Source organism: Xenorhabdus innexi, assembly GCF_002632485.1.
Classification (GTDB): domain Bacteria; phylum Pseudomonadota; class Gammaproteobacteria; order Enterobacterales; family Enterobacteriaceae; genus Xenorhabdus; species Xenorhabdus innexi.
Window position 1 is genome coordinate 72079 of sequence record NZ_NIBU01000009.1, and the last position, 20602, is coordinate 92680.

Here is a 20602-nt window from a genome sequence, read left to right on the forward strand (position 1 = left end):
TTTATCTTTTCAGGGAATTACCATGATTTACACACAAGGCACAATTTCTACGGTGTCCGGCTCGGCGATGGTCCGTGGCACCGGCACCCAATTTAAAGACAACCTGAACGGCGTGGCACCGGGGCAGGTGATTCTCATCCAGTCCGGCAGCAGCAATTTACTGCATATGATTCAGGCGGTGAACTCCGATACTGAACTGGTACTGGCGGACAAGGCGACCGTGACGCTGAATAACGTCACGTACCAGATTCAGACCACCGTGCCCAACTCCATCTCCGATGGTGTCCGGCATCTGTGTGCGATTAACAGCCATATCATCACCTTTCTGCAGAATATGGATAAATGGATGACGCAGAACGGGGTTGTGGATTTGACGTTGCCGAATGGACAGACGGTGTCGTTGCAGTCGATTAAGGCACTACAGGCATCAATGCTGGATAAAAACCGGAACGGGGCGGATATTCCGAATAAAGCGGCGTTTACCCAAAATATCGGTGCAGTCTCCGCCAGTGGTGGGAATTATCAGGGGTATTTCAGATTTAAGCAGGTAGAAACCTTACCGAATGAGCGTAATGCGGTCATGTTGGTATCGACGAAAGGCGGGCAGCCAGAAAACGCTCAGGTCGCATTCACCAGTTATGGATGGTATGAAAATTATGTGCATACCGGCATTATTCGTGGGGGTGGGGCGGATACTATGGGGTATGCCATTGATATTAACGCCAGACGAGTATTAACAATAGACCCGGGTACTATCACGTTGAACTCTAATAGTAATTGGGGTGGGTTAAAGGTATACAGACCCTCTGGCACGCATTGGCGAATAGAAAGTGCGCCTGATGATTCAAATGTATTATTAAATTTTATAGACAGGGACGTTAATAGCTTAAATAAATCGGTTCAGACATTACCAAAAGGCTCCGGCACTATCCTGTCGTTAGGAACGAATTGCTGGCGTGACAGCAATGGATTTATCAAAGCGTCCTCTCCCATCCTTCAGATTCACCCTGACGGCACCTTTATCACCAATGACGAATCCGAAGGGGCTACAGTGACTAAACTAAACACCGGTCATTATCAGGTTACTGGCGTACTGGGCTATAACTCCGATAAAGCGTGGGGGGTTCACGGTGGCATCTCTTCCCCGAAGAACAACAACGGCCTTGAACTCATCTACATTGATGACAAGGTGAACAAGGACGGCAGTATCACGATTGAGACGTTCCACCGTCAGCACAGTCACTTACCAGAACGCTTTCAGAACAAGCGTATCAAAGCCCTGATTGACGGGGAGAAGGTGTACTATCAGGACGGTGAACCGTGTGATATTCCCGAAGGTTGCCGGTTAGACGTCCGTGTCCAGATGCCGGAGAATTCAGTGTGGAATTTGAAGCAGAAGGCAGCGGCGGAGAGGGTTGGTGATGGTGAGCCGCAGGAATAACCACCAGAACAGGGGCATAACGCCCCTGATGCAAGAACCTGAGCTGCATTCACTCAGAATTAAGCAGCCCTGACGATGTAGTTGAATGCGACGTTGCGAGGGCGAACTCTGAATGTTGCTAACTTTGCAGCATTGCCTTCTGCTATTAATTTAGCAGATAGGTATGTGCCAACTGGTGTGTACACAGGCTCATCAAAGTCTTTAGCTATTATGCCTGTACCTTCTATCCCCTCTATCCCTTCTGTTTTGTATGCACTCATTGGCGGTGAGACAAATACCCCCGATTCTTTATCTAAAAATTTATAGGTATATACCGACGGTAACAGAGTTGCCTGTTGCTTAGACAGCAATTTACGTTCTGGATCAATCATCCCTTCGCTATCCCAGCCACGAATGAATTCACCACGCAAGTCGGGTAATATCCCTTTTGGATAAGCAAGGGCAAGCTTTGGGAATCTTTTTGTATCGAATGATTCGCCATTACATATCACCCAACCTTCAGGGGGTGTTTCTGTAGGCCAAGGAATAGGAACACCAACAGGTAAGATGGTATATTCCCATAACTGTTGTGTTGATACATCAGGCTTCTTATCTTGCATAGTCATTCCCTCATTTAATCAACAATACACATTGCTAAGTAACATGAAGGCGGTGGGATACTACTCCGCCTGTGAACATCAATAAAATGGGTTCATCAATTTTGGAGAGTACGGCTTGATTACTTTTTGATAGGTAGCATGTTTTGTTGGCAGGATGACATAAAATGACAGAGGATCAATTAACGAAATTTATTTCAATACTGATAAAAACTAATTCCTTATTTGAATTATTGCTATTGAGATATTATCGATAAAGTAACGTTACCTTTCTGATAGACTAATCAATAGACAATTTTAAGATGAAATTATTTGAATGGTGAGATGATTGAAAGCAGGGCTACTGGCTCAAGTGAACTTCTTTTGTCGCCTGCCAAGTTGTAATTTGCAAAGACCTTTTATCAGTGTAAAATTTTCGCAAATTTATTTTCTGTACATGGTTTTGTACATAATTGGAAAAACTTCTATGCAAAACCCAATTTTTGCCAATGAGGTCGCTAAGCGAAGAACCTTTGCAATAATTTCCCACCCTGATGCGGGTAAAACAACGATTACTGAAAAAGTATTATTATTCGGACAGGCGATCCAGAAAGCCGGAACGGTAAAAGGCCGAGGTTCCAATCAGCATGCTAAGTCAGACTGGATGGAAATGGAAAAACAACGCGGCATCTCCATTACTACCTCGGTGATGCAGTTTCCTTATGCTGATTGTCTGGTTAACCTGTTGGATACACCGGGACACGAAGACTTCTCTGAAGATACTTACCGCACTCTGACGGCGGTTGACTGTTGTCTGATGGTGATTGATGCGGCGAAAGGTGTTGAGGATCGCACCCGTAAGCTGATGGAAGTGACCCGCCTGCGTGATACGCCAATTCTGACATTCATGAATAAGCTCGACCGTGATATCCGCGACCCGATGGAGTTGATGGATGAAGTTGAAAATGAGCTGAAAATCGCCTGTAGCCCGATCACATGGCCTATCGGTTGTGGTAAGTCTTTCAAAGGGGTTTACCATCTCTATCAGGATGAGATTTATCTGTATCAATCCGGTCAGGGGCATACTATTCAGGAAGTCCGGGTTATAAAAGGATTGGATAATCCAGAACTGGATACCGTGGTCGGAGAAGAACTGGCCGGTCAGTTGCGTGAAGAACTGGAGTTGGTTAAAGGCGCGTCACATGAATTTGATCTGGATGCCTTTTTACAGGGTGAACTAACACCGGTATTCTTCGGTACTGCGTTAGGTAACTTCGGTGTCGATCATATGCTGGATGGCCTTGTGAAGTGGGCTCCGACCCCAATGCCTCGCCAGACTGATGCGCGCGAAGTGACAGCAACAGAAGAAAAATTCACTGGTTTTGTGTTCAAAATTCAGGCCAATATGGACCCGAAACACCGTGACCGTGTGGCATTTTTGCGTGTTGTCTCCGGTAAATATGAAAAAGGCATGAAACTGCGTCAGGTGCGCATCAAAAAAGATGTGGTTATCTCAGATGCCCTGACTTTTATGGCAGGTGATCGCTCGCATGTTGAAGATGCCTATCCGGGCGATATCATCGGCTTGCATAACCACGGTACTATCCAGATTGGCGATACGTTCACTCAGGGTGAAGAGCTGAAATTTACCGGTATTCCTAACTTTGCTCCTGAACTGTTCCGCCGTATTCGTCTGCGTGATCCTCTGAAACAAAAGCAATTGCTGAAAGGGCTTGTTCAGTTGTCGGAAGAGGGGGCTGTGCAGGTATTCCGGCCATTGACCAATAATGATCTGATCGTTGGTGCGGTGGGTGTCCTTCAGTTTGATGTTGTTGTTGCCCGCCTGAAAAGTGAATATAACGTTGAAGCACTTTATGAGCCAGTCAATGTTTCTACTGCGCGCTGGGTAGAGTGTAATGATGTCAGAAAGCTGGAAGAGTTCAAACGTAAGAATGAGCAAAATCTGGCTCTTGATGGTGGTGATAACCTGAGTTACATTGCGCCAACCATGGTTAATTTAAATCTGACCAGCGAACGTTATCCCGATGTTGTTTTCCGTAAGACGCGGGAACATTGATATTTTCGGGAACGTTGATATTTTTTTATGGGCCAACAAATAGTTGGCCTTTTTTATTTTTTGTACCATCCTTAAAATTTTTCGGATTTATTTAAAATACGATTTCTAGGTATAAGAAAATATACGTTAGTTATTGTAAAGCTCATTCCATCTTCGTAATTTGCTGATATATCATCCTTTGACATTCTGGCTTAAGTAAAAGGAAAGTAGGAGTATGAAAAATTCAAAGTTCACGCACTCATTCCTGGCTGTTGTTTTAGGCTCGGTACTAATAGGCGGTAACGCACTGGCAGCAGGTACATCTTCAGATTCTCTTTCCGAAGGTAAGACACTGAAAAATACAGACCAGAAGATTGATGATTCAATAAATCATACTGGGGGAAAAACCGGGAATTCTCTTAAAAAAGCAGATGGCTATTTTGACGATAGTGTTATTACTGCCCGAATAAAAGAAAATTTTCTGGAAGATATCGGAATTAATAGTGATGATAACAATATCTCAGTAAAAACAGAAAACGGCGTAGTTTACCTTTCTGGTTTTGTCAAAAATGAAGAGCTGACAAAGCGAGCTATCAGACTTGCTCATAAAGCGGACGGTGTTCAGTCCGTCAACAGCACCCTAAAAATCAAAAAATAACCTATTTTTTGTCGAGAGTGGCTGAGAACAGGTCACTCTATCGGCTTATTCTCCAAATAAAATCCAACTTAATTAAGCGATTATCTTTTTTAAGAACATAAAGAATGAGATCTATTCAGGTTATCGGTAATGACTTGCCTGTTGGTGAATTAATCTTCATTATTTAATACAGGCTTTGTGAATTCACTGTTTAAATGATAAAGCACTTTAGCGACGTATTATTTGCATAACATTATTACTAATTACTGAAAGATGATCATAATTCAAATTATGTCTTAAAACTGACATTGACTTGATAGGGGGGTAATGTGGGGAAACATATTCCAATTACGTTGGGTAATATAGAGCCTTTAGCTTATACATCACAGATTAAGCCGGGAAAAATTGCTCTTGTCTGTGAAGGCGGTGGGCAGCGGGGAATTTTTACTGCGGGTGTGTTGGATGAGTTTCTCCGGCTGGATTTCAACCCGTTCGAATTGTTTATTGGTACTTCAGCCGGTGCTCAGAACCTTTCTGCTTACATTTGCGGGCAAAAAGGTTATGCACGTAGAGTTATTAAAAAATATACAACTAATCCGATTTTCTTTAACCCATTGCGTTTTGTCCGGGGTGGCCATCTGATCGATCTGGATTGGTATATCAATATGGTTTCTGAACAAATCCCCTTAAACATTCCAATTGCGATGGATCATTTTGATGCCGGTCGAGAGTTTTATATGTGTACATGCCGGGCTGATAATTTTGAGGCCAGTTATTTTCAACCCAATGAAAATAACTGGATGGAAATTATCAAGGCCTCCAGTGCGATCCCTGGATTGTATCGCAATGGCGTGACGCTTGATGGTATTGTTTATCAGGATGGTGGCATTAGCGATGCGATTCCGGTTGAAGAAGCCTATCGTCGGGGAGCGGATACGATTGTGGTGATCAGGACAGTGCCTTCACAGCTTTATTATACGTCACAGTGGTTCACGCGCGTAGAGCGCTGGCTGGAAAGCAGCAGCCAGCAAAAAATGCTCAGGATGTTGAAGCTGCATGCTAAACGTTATTTTCAGACACAACGATTTATTGAAAACCCACCGGATGACGTACAAATTTTCGAAATTTATCCGCCTGCATCATTGGCAACAATGGCTCTGGGAAGTAAAGCGAGTGCACTGGATAAAGATTATCATCTGGGGCGGCGTTGTGGGCGATACTTTTTAGCGACCATCGGGCATACTTTTGTCGGCGGTAAATTCGGATTAGCAGAACGCAAAAGTTATGGGGTCTGCCGTAGCGGTTTAAATCATGATGGAACGAACCGTCATTGTTTCCGGCGTAACAGTTTTCTGAATAATACCGGTACTCCGACAATAATAGAGGGAACTGAGGCAAATGATGCCGAGCCAATGCCACTGACAGGAACAACCATGATCAATAATGATTATGAAAAATAATATGGATAATCAGATGTTTATTGATACACATTGCCATTTTGATTTTCCGCCTTTTTCTGGCGATGAAACTGCCAGCTTAGAACTTGCCAGACAAGCGGGCGTTGAAAAAATTATTGTGCCGACGGTCAGTCAGGAATATTTCCAGCGGGTTGCTGATTTGGCGGCTACTCATGAGCCAATTTATTCTGCGTTTGGCTTACATCCTTTATATATTAACGAACATCATGATATACACCTGAACGATCTGGAACAAAAGCTTAAGGAAAAACTGCCCCATTGTGTGGCAATCGGGGAAATCGGGCTTGATCTGTACATGGCTGAACCCCAGTTTGAGCGGCAAAAAAGTGTTCTGGCAGTTCAGCTAAAGCTAGCCAAAAAGTATGAGTTACCTGTTATGCTCCATTCCCGCAAAAGTCATGATCAACTGGCGGCAATGTTACGCAAGTATCACGTACCACGTAGTGGCGTTATTCACGGCTTTGCTGGCAGCTTATCTCAGGCGCAGTCCTTTGTTCGCCTTGGTTTTTATATTGGTGTCGGGGGAACTATAACTTATGAAAGAGCGAAAAAAACACGTGATACGATAGCCCGTCTGCCTCTTTCAGCTCTGGTATTAGAAACGGATGCGCCTGATATGCCATTAGCCGGTTTTCAGGGGCAGCCAAACCGACCAGAAAGGATTGCACAGGTTTTTTCTGTATTGTGTGAATTACGTCCTGAATCTCCGGATGAAATCTCTCGCCAAATTTATCAAAATAGTGTGAAATTATTTGCCCTCAGCTAATGTATGCCAGTAGAAATAGTCCATTTTTGGCGGAGCGGAAAACGCTATTCCGGCTGAAATAAATATTAATAATACTTAACTGGCATTATCTTCTCACTTCTTTCTTTTTTACGGCTTAATTATCTAAAACCTGATAAATCGCATGGTCATATGTGATGTGGGTCTCATTTTCTGTTTTTATATTACTTTCTGCTGCATTAATTTGTGATGTTAGTAGCTTGTTCTTTTTTACTACTGGGTATAATCGCCTCCACACACAGTGTCAGTAGGAACTCACAAAAGAACTGACATATCTTTAATCATTTAGTGAACAGGGATTCTTCCAATGCAACTCTTTATGAGCCTGATAGGGATGGTAGTGCTGATTTTTATCGCAGTACTTTTCTCCAGTAATTACAAAGCTATTAAAATCCGCACTGTCCTTGGCGCCTTTCTTATTCAAGTCATTGTTGGGGCATTTGTACTTTATGTCCCGGCAGGTAAAGACATTCTGGGCGGAATGTCAAAAGGTGTGTCCAATGTAATCGGATATGGTCAACAGGGAATGGATTTCATTTTTGGTGGGTTAGTATCCAACAAAATGTTTGAGCTGTTTGGCGGCGGTGGCTTTGTCTTTGCCCTGCGCGTCCTGCCTGTCATTGTTTTCTTCTCTTCTCTGATTGCCGTTTTGTATTACATTGGCGTTATGCAGCTTATCATCAAGATCTTGGGTGGTGGCCTGCAAAAAGTATTGGGCACATCACGTACTGAATCCCTGTCAGCCACAGCGAATATCTTCGTTGGTCAGACTGAAGCGCCATTGGTTGTTCGCCCTTATATTGCGACCATGACTCAATCCGAGCTTTTTGCTGTGATGTGTGGTGGTCTGGCTTCCGTAGCTGGCTCTGTATTGGCAGGTTACGCATCAATGGGGGTTCCGCTGGAATATCTGATTGCCGCTTCGTTCATGGCAGCACCGGGTGGCCTGCTATTTGCAAAACTGATGGTACCGGAAACTGAAACCACTCACGATAATGTTGATGCGATGTCACTGATATCAGCAGAAGACCGTCCTGCAAATATTATCGATGCGGCGGCTTCTGGTGCAGCATCAGGTATGCAACTGGCACTGAATGTTGGTGCAATGCTGCTGGCATTTATTGCCCTGATTGCGTTGCTGAATGGTATTCTGGGCGGTATCGGTGGTTGGTTCGGTTACTCTCAATTATCTCTGGAACTGCTGTTAGGATGGTTGTTCTCTCCAATCGCTTACCTGATTGGTGTACCGTGGAATGAAGCAACAGTTGCGGGCTCTTTCATTGGTCAAAAACTGGTTGTTAATGAATTTGTTGCATTCATGAACTTTGGTGAATACCTGAAACCGGATGATGTTGTCCGCGCTGCGGGACTTCAGGTTCTTTCTGACCATACTAAAGCAATTATTTCTTTCGCACTGTGTGGCTTCGCGAATCTTTCTTCTGTGGCTATTTTGCTGGGCGGCTTAGGTGGTATGGCACCGAGCCGTCGCGGTGATATCGCGCGTTTTGGTCTGAAAGCCGTATTGGCTGGTTCACTCTCTAACCTGATGAGTGCCACAATTGCAGGGTTCTTCCTCTCTCTGGCATAATTAGGCAAGCCTAACCAAAAAACAGAGGCTAAATTGAATGCAGGTGAGCTTATCTTACCTGCATTTTATTTTTCTCAGGCTTAATCAATGTGATTTTAATCACGATAAAATGATAATAATTGCAATTTTCATTTGATTAGTGTGATTCTAAACACGCATTATTACATGCTTACATGTTCAAATAATGATGAATCAAGATTTCATCGATTAAGCTAATGCCTGCCGGGCAAGACAAGCTGAAAAATCAAATTAAAGAAGCAGGTGCGGAGAGAAGGAACTCTGTTGTTGCTGTGATATAGGCGTATGCAACATCTTCAAGGAACCAAGTCCGCTCCCCAACATATGAATACATTAATAATTCGGAACAGTTAGCTGTTAAATGTTCGGAAGGGTATGTGAACTAATTCAGTCACAACAATAATACCGTTGGAGAGTTTTATGACCAATTGCAGGGTTAATAAAATCAGTGCCGCTTCTCAGCGTGCGCTGGGCTTGATGGATTTAACAACACTTAATGATGACGATACTGATGAGAAAGTGACTGCACTTTGCCATCAGGCAAACAGTCCGGCAGGGCATACTGCGGCCATCTGTATCTACCCGCGTTTTATTCCGCTCGCACGTAAGGTGCTGCGTGAGCAGGGAACGCCTGATATCCGGATTGCTACTGTTACCAACTTCCCTCATGGTAATGATGATATTGAGATTGCACTGGCGGAAACCCGTGCTGCGATTGCTTATGGTGCAGATGAAGTGGATGTGGTTTTCCCTTACCGGGCACTGATAGCGGGTAACGAAAAAGTGGGTTTTGATCTGGTTAAAGCCTGTAAAGACGCTTGTGCTGAATCAGGTATCTGGCTGAAAGTCATTATTGAAACCGGAGAGCTGAAAGACGCTGAACTGATCCGTAAAGCCTCTGAAATTGCAATCAAAGCAGGTGCTGATTTTATTAAAACATCAACCGGAAAAGTGCCTGTTAATGCGACACTGGAAAGTGCAGAGCTAATGCTTAATGTCATTCGGGATATGGGAGTGGGGGATAGTGTCGGGTTTAAGCCTGCGGGCGGTGTCCGCACAGCAGAAGAAGCAGCACAGTATCTGGCACTGGCCGATCGGATTATGGGTGAAAAATGGGCTGATTCCCGCCATTTCCGCTTTGGTGCCTCCAGCCTGCTGGGGAGTTTATTGAGCGAGTTAGGTCATCAGGGACAAAAACAAAGCAGCGGTTATTAAAATCAGTCGTTATTCAGAGTAATCGTTTAAGATCAATAATGACCTATTAAATATTCGTTAAGATAAGATGCATAACTGCTTTGCTTTTCAGGCAATGATAATCGGGAGGTAGCTTTGTTTTTGGCACAGGAAATTATCCGCAAAAAACGAGATGGTTTTTCACTGAGCGAAGAAGAAATCCGCTTCTTTATTAACGCAGTGCGTGATAATACGGTATCTGAAGGGCAAATCGCTGCGCTGGCGATGGCGATTTATTTCCGGGATATGACGATGAAAGAGCGTATTGCCTTAACATTGGCGGTACGTGATTCTGGTACAGTGCTTGACTGGAAGAAGCTGAATCTGCCCGGCCCGATTGTGGATAAACATTCAACGGGTGGAGTCGGTGATGTAACATCCCTGATTCTGGGGCCGATGGTTGCTGCATGTGGTGGTTATGTTCCGATGATCTCAGGGCGTGGATTAGGTCACACCGGAGGGACGCTGGATAAATTAGAGTCTATCCTCGGCTTTGACATTTTCCCTGATGAGCAGCGGTTCAGGGATATTATCCGGGATGTCGGCGTTGCAATTATCGGGCAGACTAGCTCACTGGCACCGGCGGATAAACGTTTTTATGCAACCCGTGATATTACTGCCACTGTTGATTCTATTCCGCTGATTACCGCTTCTATTCTGGGCAAAAAATTGGCTGAAGGGTTAGATGCTTTGGTCATGGATGTGAAAGTCGGTTCCGGCGCATTTATGCCGACTTATGAACAGTCAGAACAACTGGCTGAATCCATTGTTGCGGTGGCTAATGGTGCGGGTTGCAAGACAACGGCGCTGTTGACCGATATGAATCAGGTATTGGCATCCAGTGCCGGTAATGCGCTGGAAGTGCGTGAAGCTGTGCAGTTTCTGACAGGAGAATACCGTAATTCCCGGTTATTTGAAGTTACCATGGCATTATCTGCTGAAATGTTGGTATCGGGTAAACTGGCAGAAGATCGTGATACTGCATATCGCAAGTTACAGGCAGTACTCGATAATGGTCAGGCTGCGGAAATATTCGGGCGCATGGTTGCAGCCCAGAAAGGGCCGGTCGATTTTATTGAAAACTATGATCGTTATTTACCGACAGCTTCTTTCAGCAGGCCTGTATTTGCTGAAAAACGCGCCATTGAAAATAATATTAAAGAACAACGCATTGTGACAGAAATGGATACCCGTGCATTGGGGATGGCAGTCGTTGCATTAGGCGGTGGTCGCCGCAAAGCGACTGATCCGATCAATTACAGTGTGGGGCTGAGTGATATCATTGCACTTGGTTCAGAAGTAAACGCAGATACTCCTCTGATGGTAATTCATGCCAATAATGAAGATGATTGGCATGCGGCGGCAGAGGCTGTGCGAGCATCGCTTGTTTTTCAACAGGCATATACTTCGGCAGCACAATCAGATGCCGGAATGAAAGTCGCCACCCAGATGGTTTATCGTCATATTGGTGGATAGTCCAACATATAAGTATTAAATAGATTTTAATAGCTGGCAGTTCCCTCTTTGAGAGCGTGAGTTGGCGCAGGAGAAAAATATGAAACGTACATTCATCATGGTCTTGGATTCCTTTGGCATCGGTGCGAGTGCAGATGCAGAAAGATTTGGTGACGAAGGATCTAACACTTTAGGGCATATTGCAGAACAGTGCGCTCGTGGTGAAGCTGATATCGGTCGTCAGGGATTATTGAAATTACCGAATCTGAGTCGTTTAGGGCTGGGAAAAGCAACGGAAGAGTCCAGCGGAACCTTCCCGATTGGTTTGGATGAAGATGCTGAAATTATCGGTGCCTATGGTTATGCGAGTGAACTTTCTTCTGGTAAAGACACACCATCAGGTCATTGGGAAATTGCCGGCGTGCCGGTTCTGTTCGACTGGGGTTATTTTCACGAGTTAGAAAACAGCTTCCCGCAGGCATTATTGGATAAATTGGTTGAACGTGCCAACCTGCCGGGCTATCTGGGGAACTGTCACTCTTCCGGTACAGTCATTCTGGATAAACTGGGAGAGGAGCACATGAAAACGGGTAAACCGATTTTCTACACCTCAGCGGATTCCGTTTTTCAGATTGCCTGTCATGAAGAGACATTCGGTCTGGATAAACTGTATGAACTATGCGAAATAGCCCGTGAAGAACTCACCGAGGGTGGTTATAACATCGGTCGTGTTATTGCCCGCCCGTTTGTCGGAGACAAGGTCGGTAACTTCCAGCGTACCGGCAATCGCCATGATTTGGCCGTTGAGCCGCCAGCCCCGACAGTGCTGAAAAAACTGGTTGATGAAAAACAGGGTGAAGTTGTTTCCATTGGTAAAATTGCTGATATTTACGCCAATGTCGGTATCACCAAAAAAGTGAAAGCTACAGGGATTGATGCGCTGTTTGATGCATCACTGGTAGAGATGGAACAGGCTGGTGATAATACTATTGTGTTCACCAATTTTGTTGATTTCGACTCATCTTATGGTCATCGCCGTGATGTAGCTGGTTATGCGGCTGCGCTGGAACTGTTTGATCGCCGTCTACCTGAAATGCTGAAACTGCTGAAAGAAGATGACATTCTGATCCTGACGGCTGACCACGGTTGTGATCCAACCTGGCCGGGTACGGATCATACCCGTGAGCATATCCCTGTGCTGGTTTATGGGCCGAAGGTAAAACCGGGTTCATTAGGACATCGTGAAACGTTTGCAGACATTGGTCAGACAGTGGCTAACTACTTTGGCCTGACTCCAATGGATTACGGTAAAGTGATGTTCTGATTTTCCGGAGCAGCGATATCCAATGGTTTTGCTGCTCCGATATTGATCTATTTTACTGCTTCTTTTTAATACCTACTTTTAATACATAGTAAAACAAGGAATAGATTTATGGCTACCCCACATATTAATGCTGAGATGGGCGATTTTGCTGATGTAGTTTTAATGCCAGGCGATCCACTGCGCGCAAAATATATTGCGGCAACATTCCTCGAAGATGTTCGTCAGGTTAACGATGTTCGCGGTATGCTCGGTTTCACCGGTACTTACAAAGGCCGCCGTATTTCAGTCATGGGACATGGTATGGGTATCCCATCCTGTTCTATTTATGCCAAAGAGCTGATCACCGACTTTGGTGTTAAAAAGATTATCCGTATTGGCTCCTGTGGTGCGGTAAGCGAAGGCGTTAAAATTCGCGACGTTGTCATTGGTATGGGTGCCTGTACTGATTCCAAAGTAAACCGCCAGCGTTTTAAAGATCATGATTTTGCGGCAATCGCTGATTTTGATTTGATCCGTAACGCTGTGGATGCGGCTAAAGCAAAAAATATCAATGCACGTGTTGGTAACATCTTCTCTGTGGATCTGTTCTATACGCCAGACCCACAAATGTTCGATGTGATGGAAAAGTACGGCATTCTGGGCGTTGAAATGGAAGCTGCTGGTATTTATGGTGTTGCCGCTGAATTTGGCGCAAAAGCACTGGCAATCTGCACTGTTTCTGACCATATTCGTACCGGTGAACAAATAACGGCTGAAGAGCGTCAGACTACTTTCAATGACATGATTGAAATTGCGCTTGAATCTATTTTGTTAGGTGATAATTAAAAAATAATGTAATTTAATTACTTTATTAAAATAAAAGCCCTTCTCAATAATGAGAAGGGCTTTTTTATTATCCAAATTAATAGATTGTTTGAGTAATTTTGTTAAGAATCAATCTCATTTATTTGCTTTTTTCCATTTTACCCAGTGTCGATTTTATTATAAAAATAATCAAATAAGTCGGTTGGGTAAAAAAACAACTTTTAAAATAAAAATAATAAGTTGATATTATAATTAGCGTGTTAATTTTATAAATCAGATGAATATTTTGTTTGTATTTTATATCCCTCCGATTGATCGAAATTAAATGCTGATGTTTATTGTTATTTTAGTTTAATTGATCATTTATTTATTTTCAGAAAGATAAAATCGCTCAATAAAGATTCGCAAACTAAGATTCTGAACTATTCGTCTTTGTTCGACTCAATTCAGAAAAATAAACCAAATTTATACCATTATCAGTAAAATATTTTGCTACTTATGCGGGCTTTTTGGTAAAAACTCATAATCCATACGCAGTTAGAGATCATTGCCAGTTTTATCCGCTGAAATTTGACTTAGGGGTTTTTGTATAGAATCATACTTAGGATTTTTGTTTAGTTAGGTCAGTGAAGCTGTCTGTCAAAAACTAAATAGCAATTATCCTAAGTGCCAGAAATTAATTTCTGAGCTTCGGTTATCCCATGAGTATAAATCCCCTACTTTTTATTAAAAGGTATAAATTCGATTATGAAACTGAATAAATTGGCAATGATTTTAGGTCTTGGTGTCGCTCTAACTGCGGGCGCTGCAAATGCGGAAAATATGAATGACCGTGGTTTTGTTCACTTCAAAGGTACTATTATTAATCCGACTTGTTCACTTAAAAAATCCCATATCGATGTTAATTTTGGTGAAGTTCGGACTTCTAAGTTTAAATCCAACGTAAATGGTCAATCCGAACGTATACCTTTTGATATTGAATTAGACAAGTGTTCTGATATCACAGGAAAGAAAATCTCTACAACATTCACTGGCGACGCAGTTGATGCTAGCGGCGAAATGTTAGCTGTTAAAGGTGTTAAAGGTGTTGGCATCGAAATCGGCGACTTAAATGACGGCGAGAACGGAAGAATGGTTCGTTTAGGCACGCCTACTACTGCTGTAGATGCAGTTGATAACCGCCTGCGTTTCGATGCGAACCTGAAAGCTATCCCAGGTGAAACTATCACAACTGGCAATTTCTATGCTTTCGCATACTTCACTTTAAACTACCTGTAATAGTGAAAATTAAAGGTTAGTTTTTAATTGCTGAATGTCGGGAAGCCCGCGCCATTTTGATTTTTTGGGTTTCCTGACATAATTATTCAGCCTATTTCAAACATGTAATGTGTTTAATAATGGTGTTTAAAACTGATAAGAAAGCGATTTAAGTGGCAGTGCGTTGAAACGCTTTTTTAGGGTTAATTGAAGTTGTTTTTATCTCAGTTACCTATATTCGGAAAATCACATATTTTGCCATGTATACAGGTTTGGCATTATCAGGCAGTAATTAAATTCAAATTGGATTATTAACGATTCATTGCTTAGAGGATGTTATGGCTTGGTTTATAGCTTCTATGAATCATGATTTTTCGTCTGTTAATAAAAAAACACGCAGTAATAGAAAAAGAATATTTAATAAAAATGACGTGCTTAATACACAAAGAATAACGAATAAAACAAATGCAAAGCCTTTGATGCCCGGAATTAAACTCCTTTCTGCCCTGATACTATTTTCGCTATCCGGTATTCAGCTTGCTTATTCTAAATCCATTGAATTCAATACTGACGCGCTGGATATCAATGAACGCGACCATATTGATTTGGGTAAGTTTTCCCGTGCGGGTTATATCATGCCGGGGAACTATATGATGGCAGTTCGGGTGAATGAATCTGAATTGCAGGATATGTATTCTATTGATTTTATTGCGCCGGATGATGATCCGAAAGGCAGTGAAGCCTGTGTGTCACCAGAATTAGTGAAAAAAATCGGTCTGAAATCACAATGGGCCGACAAATTGGTCTGGCAGAATAATGATACATGTCTTGATATTAGTAGCCTGCCGGGGACGTCAGCTAAAGGGGATTTAGCCACTTATACCCTGTATTTAGCGGTTCCTAAATTTTATCTGGAATATGAATCATCGGATTGGGACCCTCCTTCCCGCTGGGATGAAGGAATAGCCGGACTGTTGTTTGACTACAATCTGTATGCACAGGCAACTAAACCCGATCATGGCAACGCTCGCCAGCAAATCAGCGCAAATGGTACGGCAGGTTTTAATGCCGGTGCGTGGCGCTTCCGTGCAAACTGGCAGAGCAGATACGATCGCGAAAATACCAGTAAGAACAGCTCGGATGACGCAAATCGTTCCAGTGTCAGAAAACGCAGTTGGGACTGGAGCCGTTACTATGTATATCGTGCGCTGCCCTCGCTAGAGGCTAAATTGTCGCTGGGAGAGAATTACCTCAATTCTAATATCTTCGATAGTTTCCGTTATACCGGGGTCAGTCTGGTAACAGATGAAAATATGTTGCCACCCAATTTACGCGGCTATGCACCTGAAGTTACAGGAGTCGCGAAAACCAATGCCAAAGTTACCATCAGTCAGATGGGAAGGGTTCTGTATGAAACTCAGGTTTCCGCAGGCCCATTCCGTATTCAGGAACTCAGTGATGCTGTGGCAGGGACACTGGATGTCAGAATTGAAGAGCAGGATGGCAGTGTACAGGAGTTTCAGGTTAATACGGCAAACGTTCCTTTTCTGACCCGCCCCGGACGTGTGCAGTACAAATTTATTGGCGGGCAATCCACTAATGAAAAACATCATCGCGAAGGGCCTGCTTTTGGTCTGGGAGAATTCTCCTGGGGGATCAATAACGGCTGGTCGTTATATGGTGGATTCTTGGGTGCGGGTGATTATAACGCTTTATCGCTGGGAGTTGGCCGTGATTTGCTGAGCTTTGGTGCATTAGCATTTGATGTCACAGAATCAAGAGCAAAACTGCCGGGAGAGAATAAAACGTTTACAGGGGGATCTTATCGCCTCAGTTACTCGAAACGTTTCGAACAATACAACAGTCAGGTGACATTCGCCGGATACCGTTTCTCTGAGCGTGATTTCATGAAAATGGGTCAATATATTGACCGCCGTTACCGAAATACCTCCTCTGAAAGTGGAAAAGAACTTTATACCGTTAATTTCAGTAAACAATTTAACGACATAGGGTTCAGTACTAATTTCAGCTATAGCCACCAAACTTACTGGAACAAACCAACGAATAACCGTTATGACCTTTCCTTATCTAAGTCTCTGGATATCGGGCGTTATAAAGGTATTTATGTCAATTTATCTGCTTATCGCAACAAGTTTGACAATAAAAAAGATGATGGTCTGTATCTGGGGCTTTCCATTCCTTGGGGAGAAAGCGGAACTGTCAACTATAACGGATTAGTCAATCGTCAGGGTAATGGGCATACAGTCAGTTATTTCAATCGGATTGATGATCGTAATAACTATCGTATCTCAACAGGTGTGAATACATACGGAAGGGCGACAGCCGACGGCTATTACACCCACTATGGTGATGAGGCATTGGTAACAGCCAGCGCCAGCCACCAATCCGGCAATAATACTAACGCGACACTGGGCTTACAGGGCGGGATCACTGCTACCGCTAAAGGTGTCGCTTTACACCGTACGAATATCTCCGGAGCAACCCGCCTGATGGTGGATACCGAAGGTGTGCGGAATGTTCCTGTCCAGACATTCGGTTCTTCAGTTCACACTAACTATTTTGGCAAAGCTGTTCTGACTGATGTGAACAGTTATCACCGTAATACCGCAAATATTGATCTGGATAAATTACCGGATGATGTGGAAGCAATACGTTCTGTCCAATTGGCAACATTAACCGAAGGTGCCATCGGATATCGTAAATTTCAGGTTATATCTGGACTTAAGGCAATGACAGTAATCCGTTTGCCTGATGGTTCGTTTCCGCCTTTTGGTGCATCTGTCACAAACGCAAATCAACGGGAAATTGGCATTGTAAGTGATGATGGATATGCCTACCTGAGTGGGATGAATAAAGGGGATAAATTGCAGGTTCATTGGGATGGACAGGCTCAGTGTGAGATGACTGTACCAGATGATATTTCATCAGAGTATTCAACCGCAATTTTACTGCCTTGTCAGTTTTTAAATGTAAAAAATAAGTAAAAATTAATAAGAAAAACTACGGAATGGTTTTTTTATGGAATATTGCATTAATTTTTAATGCGGCAATGCCGATATTAATTGATAGCAGTAATACAAGTATACGTTTTTTAAGCATGAGCTAATGACACTATGAAACTGAAAAAAATTCTAATGATAGCCGCCGTAACGGTAACAAGTTTAATGTCAGCGCATCAGGCAATGGCGGCGATAGCCTTAGATCGTACCCGGGCTATTTTTAATGGGAATGAAAAATCTGTCAGTTTGAATATTGAAAATCAACACTCTGATTTACCTTATTTAGCACAGGCATGGCTTGAAGATGAGCAAGGAAATAAGATCAACAGCCCACTCGTTGTTGTTCCGCCTGTCCAGCGTATTGAAGCCGGAATGAAAAGTCAGGTTAAGATTCAGGCAATACCAGCTGTAGCGCAATTACCACAGGACAGAGAAAGCCTGTTCTATTTCAATGTGCGTGAAATTCCGCCACGCAGTGAAAAGTCGAATGTTCTGCAACTCGCGATACAAACAAAAATTAAGCTGTTCTACCGCCCGGATGCGGTTATTGCGCGCCGTATAGATCTTGAAAACCCATGGCAGCAAAAACTGACGTTAACCCGTCAGGGAAATCAATATGTGGTGAATAACCCAACGCCGTATTACGTCACCCTTGCCGAAGGCCAGAGTAAAGTTAAAGGCAAGCCGGTTGAGGGTTTTAAACCATTAATGCTGGCTCCTCAGAGCAGTGAAACACTGGGTGGAACGGCCAGCGCTTTCGGCAGTAATCCCATATTGACCTATGTCAATGACTATGGCGGACACCCGCAGTTAGCTTTTAGTTGTAGCGGCGATAGTTGTGTGGTGACAAAGATTATCGATGAAGAGAGCTGATTAGATTGGGGGAGGAACCAAACAGACTCCACCTGATCATGATGAATTTTAGGATAAATGATAATGAATTCGTTAACTATAAAGCCCTCTGAGCATACGCTGAAATCATTAGTTCTGTCGGGCTTGTTCCTTCTGGGAATGAGTGGTCAGCAAAATGCTTATGCGCAGGATAACCTGCGCCAGAATGTCAGAATTACCATGACTGTCCTTGCTCCTTCCTGTGTGATTAAACCGGAAGATAAAGCAATGGAAGTTGATTTTGGCACTATTAACAGTCGGGATCTTTATTTGTATCACCGTACAGCAGGCCAACAATTCCGTCTGCATTTGGAGGAGTGTGACCCCAAAGTAGCCCAGAAAGTCAAAGTCAAGTTTGCCGGTCAGGAGAGTAGAGAACAGCCGGGATTGTTGGCGTTCAATCATGGTAGTAGTGCTTCTGGTGCGGCTATTGGTATGGAAAAACTGGATGGCACTCCGCTGCCTTTTAATAAAACCGCCCAGTTCGCACTTACTGGCACAAACAGTAATCATGTTATTCCGTTTCAGGCATACATCAAAGCCGATCCCAACGCGCTTTTGCAAAATAAGATTGGTGTAGGAGAGTTCAATGCGATGGCAACTTTTGAGCTCAGTTATGAATAGCCACCCCGGTTTCTTGTGTAATTTCCGTGATATTCAATCCGAGCTTGAGGCTATTTAGGGAAATAAATTATGCGCCATATTAAAAAACCATTAATGAAGTTTTCGGCATCATTATTTTTCTTAACTGCTTCATATGCTTATAGTGGAGCTTATGTCATGCCGGTGAATACAGTTGCATCGGGTAAGCAAACCATGACTACTATGGAGATTGTTGAATGGACAGAAGACGAGGGGATTGAGAACCCTTGTTACAACAAGCCACAGTGCTATGTCGGCCCGGATGTCCAGTATAACAATGGCAAACAGCCGGGCATGTATGGCTCCTGTATTGATGCAAAAGTATGTTTGACTGATGCACATAAATACCGGACAACAGCAGATGTTATGCGGGCTTATAAAAGTCAGCTCGGGGTTCCTAAGCGGGTAACATTTCCGATTATTACTGCCAATGCTCAGTGTGTAGGCTTGTTTTACACTAACCGGATATCATCAGGATATGGAACGGCACAAAAATTTCCTAATTCAACCTGTAATAAATTACCGCCTGCAAACCAGAGTTGTGAACTTAAAGTTCCTGCTGAAATTGCTTATGGTGAATTAAAAGCCTCAGAAGTTAACAATGCAATCCGTTCTATTAATGGGCAGTTTAGCTGTGCACTTTATAGCAATAAAATAATGTTACAGATTAAATCTATTAATAATGAATCCAAAGTTTATCTCGATACTAATAAGCAAATTTATTCAGCATTACAGATTGATGGAAAAAATGCAGCGAATGGAGTGAATGTCATCGCTGAGGGAAAATATATTCCTTCAACTTTTACTCTGACGTCAACGCTGCACACATTAATACAACCTAAAGCCGGTAAATATGAAGGTACAGCCGTTGTCTTATTAACCTATTTATAATTGAGAGTAAAATACTATGCGAGTCAGTATGCTGGTAGGTAAACGGATCCAAATGAGGCGCAAAGAGCTTGGGATAACAGCAGCAGAGCTGGCGGATAGAATCGGCGTCAGCCACCAGCAGTTATCACGTTATGAACGCGGAACTAACCGAATTAGTCTGGAACATCTGGTTATTGTCTCTATTACTCTGAAGACACCAGCAAGTTGGTTTCTGGAAGATTGTTTTATTAAACCTGCACCTCAAATAAAAAACCAACATACCTGTGTGGCTGAAACAATATTAGACTTATATTGAATAAAAAGTTTAATAGAAAAAATATTATTCACTTTATATAAAAGCCATCTCAAATCAGAGGTGGTTTTTTTATCCCTCATAAAAGATGGATGCGTTGTTATTTTTTGAGAATGAAATGAATTCTGTTTATCGTTATTTTATTGTCCGGTTGTAATTGGGTTTTCGGTATTTAATCATCATGTTCCGTAGTATTATTGCCATTACCAGTGGCAG

The 20602-nt window shown here is 43.0% G+C and carries 17 protein-coding genes; 16 read left to right on the top strand and 1 reads right to left on the bottom strand.

Annotated elements, in window-relative coordinates; genetic code table 11:
- The first annotated feature begins 22 nt into the window (after nucleotides 1-22).
- Nucleotides 23-1441 carry a phage tail fiber protein gene (locus Xinn_RS22635; RefSeq protein ID WP_244590142.1) on the top strand — a complete coding sequence of 473 codons (1419 nt, stop codon included), beginning with the start codon at nucleotides 23-25 and terminating at the stop codon, nucleotides 1439-1441.
- Between the two features lie 59 nt (nucleotides 1442-1500).
- Here Xinn_RS22635 and Xinn_RS05735 read toward each other — a convergent pair whose 3' ends face one another.
- The gene (locus tag Xinn_RS05735; protein ID WP_086954297.1) at nucleotides 1501-2040 is read right to left on the bottom strand and encodes a phage tail protein; all 540 of its coding nucleotides are present in this window, start codon (nucleotides 2038-2040) and stop codon (nucleotides 1501-1503) included.
- Between the two features lie 463 nt (nucleotides 2041-2503).
- On the opposite strand from Xinn_RS05735, the gene prfC reads away from it, so the two are divergent.
- The 15 genes from prfC (at nucleotide 2504) to Xinn_RS05810 (ending at nucleotide 20389) form a co-directional block, all read left to right on the top strand.
- Entirely contained in the window at nucleotides 2504-4093 is a 1590-nt protein-coding gene (gene prfC / locus Xinn_RS05740; protein ID WP_086954296.1) for a peptide chain release factor 3, read from the top strand.
- Nucleotides 4094-4307: 214 nt separating this feature from the next.
- Nucleotides 4308-4730 carry a BON domain-containing protein gene (locus Xinn_RS05745; protein ID WP_086954295.1) on the top strand — a complete coding sequence of 141 codons (423 nt, stop codon included), beginning with the start codon at nucleotides 4308-4310 and terminating at the stop codon, nucleotides 4728-4730.
- Nucleotides 4731-5038: 308 nt separating this feature from the next.
- The gene (locus Xinn_RS05750; protein ID WP_086954294.1) at nucleotides 5039-6169 is read left to right on the top strand and encodes a patatin-like phospholipase family protein; all 1131 of its coding nucleotides are present in this window, start codon (nucleotides 5039-5041) and stop codon (nucleotides 6167-6169) included.
- Nucleotides 6170-6182: 13 nt separating this feature from the next.
- Nucleotides 6183-6953: a TatD family hydrolase gene (locus Xinn_RS05755; protein ID WP_086956503.1), complete on the top strand. Its 771-nt coding sequence runs from the start codon at nucleotides 6183-6185 to the stop codon at nucleotides 6951-6953.
- A gap of 337 nt (nucleotides 6954-7290) precedes the next feature.
- Entirely contained in the window at nucleotides 7291-8559 is a 1269-nt protein-coding gene (locus Xinn_RS05760; protein ID WP_186435697.1) for a NupC/NupG family nucleoside CNT transporter, read from the top strand.
- A gap of 438 nt (nucleotides 8560-8997) precedes the next feature.
- A complete protein-coding gene (gene deoC / locus Xinn_RS05765) occupies nucleotides 8998-9792 on the top strand; it encodes a deoxyribose-phosphate aldolase (protein WP_086954292.1) in 795 nt (264 codons plus the stop codon).
- 114 nt (nucleotides 9793-9906) lie between these two features.
- Nucleotides 9907-11286 carry a thymidine phosphorylase gene (deoA, locus tag Xinn_RS05770; protein ID WP_086954291.1) on the top strand — a complete coding sequence of 460 codons (1380 nt, stop codon included), beginning with the start codon at nucleotides 9907-9909 and terminating at the stop codon, nucleotides 11284-11286.
- A gap of 79 nt (nucleotides 11287-11365) precedes the next feature.
- A complete protein-coding gene (gene deoB, locus Xinn_RS05775) occupies nucleotides 11366-12589 on the top strand; it encodes a phosphopentomutase (RefSeq protein WP_086954290.1) in 1224 nt (407 codons plus the stop codon).
- A 108-nt stretch (nucleotides 12590-12697) separates the two neighbouring features.
- Nucleotides 12698-13414, top strand: coding sequence for a purine-nucleoside phosphorylase (gene deoD, locus Xinn_RS05780; protein ID WP_086954289.1), 717 nt, complete (start codon nucleotides 12698-12700; stop codon nucleotides 13412-13414).
- 726 nt (nucleotides 13415-14140) lie between these two features.
- Nucleotides 14141-14671 carry a fimbrial protein gene (locus Xinn_RS05785; RefSeq protein ID WP_086954288.1) on the top strand — a complete coding sequence of 177 codons (531 nt, stop codon included), beginning with the start codon at nucleotides 14141-14143 and terminating at the stop codon, nucleotides 14669-14671.
- A 317-nt stretch (nucleotides 14672-14988) separates the two neighbouring features.
- Complete coding sequence (locus Xinn_RS05790) at nucleotides 14989-17655, top strand: outer membrane usher protein (RefSeq protein ID WP_280176131.1); 2667 nt, start codon at nucleotides 14989-14991, stop codon at nucleotides 17653-17655.
- A 129-nt stretch (nucleotides 17656-17784) separates the two neighbouring features.
- Nucleotides 17785-18543, top strand: coding sequence for a fimbria/pilus periplasmic chaperone (locus Xinn_RS05795; protein ID WP_086954286.1), 759 nt, complete (start codon nucleotides 17785-17787; stop codon nucleotides 18541-18543).
- 63 nt (nucleotides 18544-18606) lie between these two features.
- Nucleotides 18607-19185 carry a fimbrial protein gene (locus tag Xinn_RS05800; RefSeq protein WP_086954285.1) on the top strand — a complete coding sequence of 193 codons (579 nt, stop codon included), beginning with the start codon at nucleotides 18607-18609 and terminating at the stop codon, nucleotides 19183-19185.
- 69 nt (nucleotides 19186-19254) lie between these two features.
- A complete protein-coding gene (locus Xinn_RS05805) occupies nucleotides 19255-20094 on the top strand; it encodes an MrpH family fimbial adhesin (protein WP_086954284.1) in 840 nt (279 codons plus the stop codon).
- Nucleotides 20095-20110: 16 nt separating this feature from the next.
- Complete coding sequence (locus Xinn_RS05810) at nucleotides 20111-20389, top strand: helix-turn-helix domain-containing protein (RefSeq protein WP_086954283.1); 279 nt, start codon at nucleotides 20111-20113, stop codon at nucleotides 20387-20389.
- Nucleotides 20390-20602: the final 213 nt, after the last annotated feature.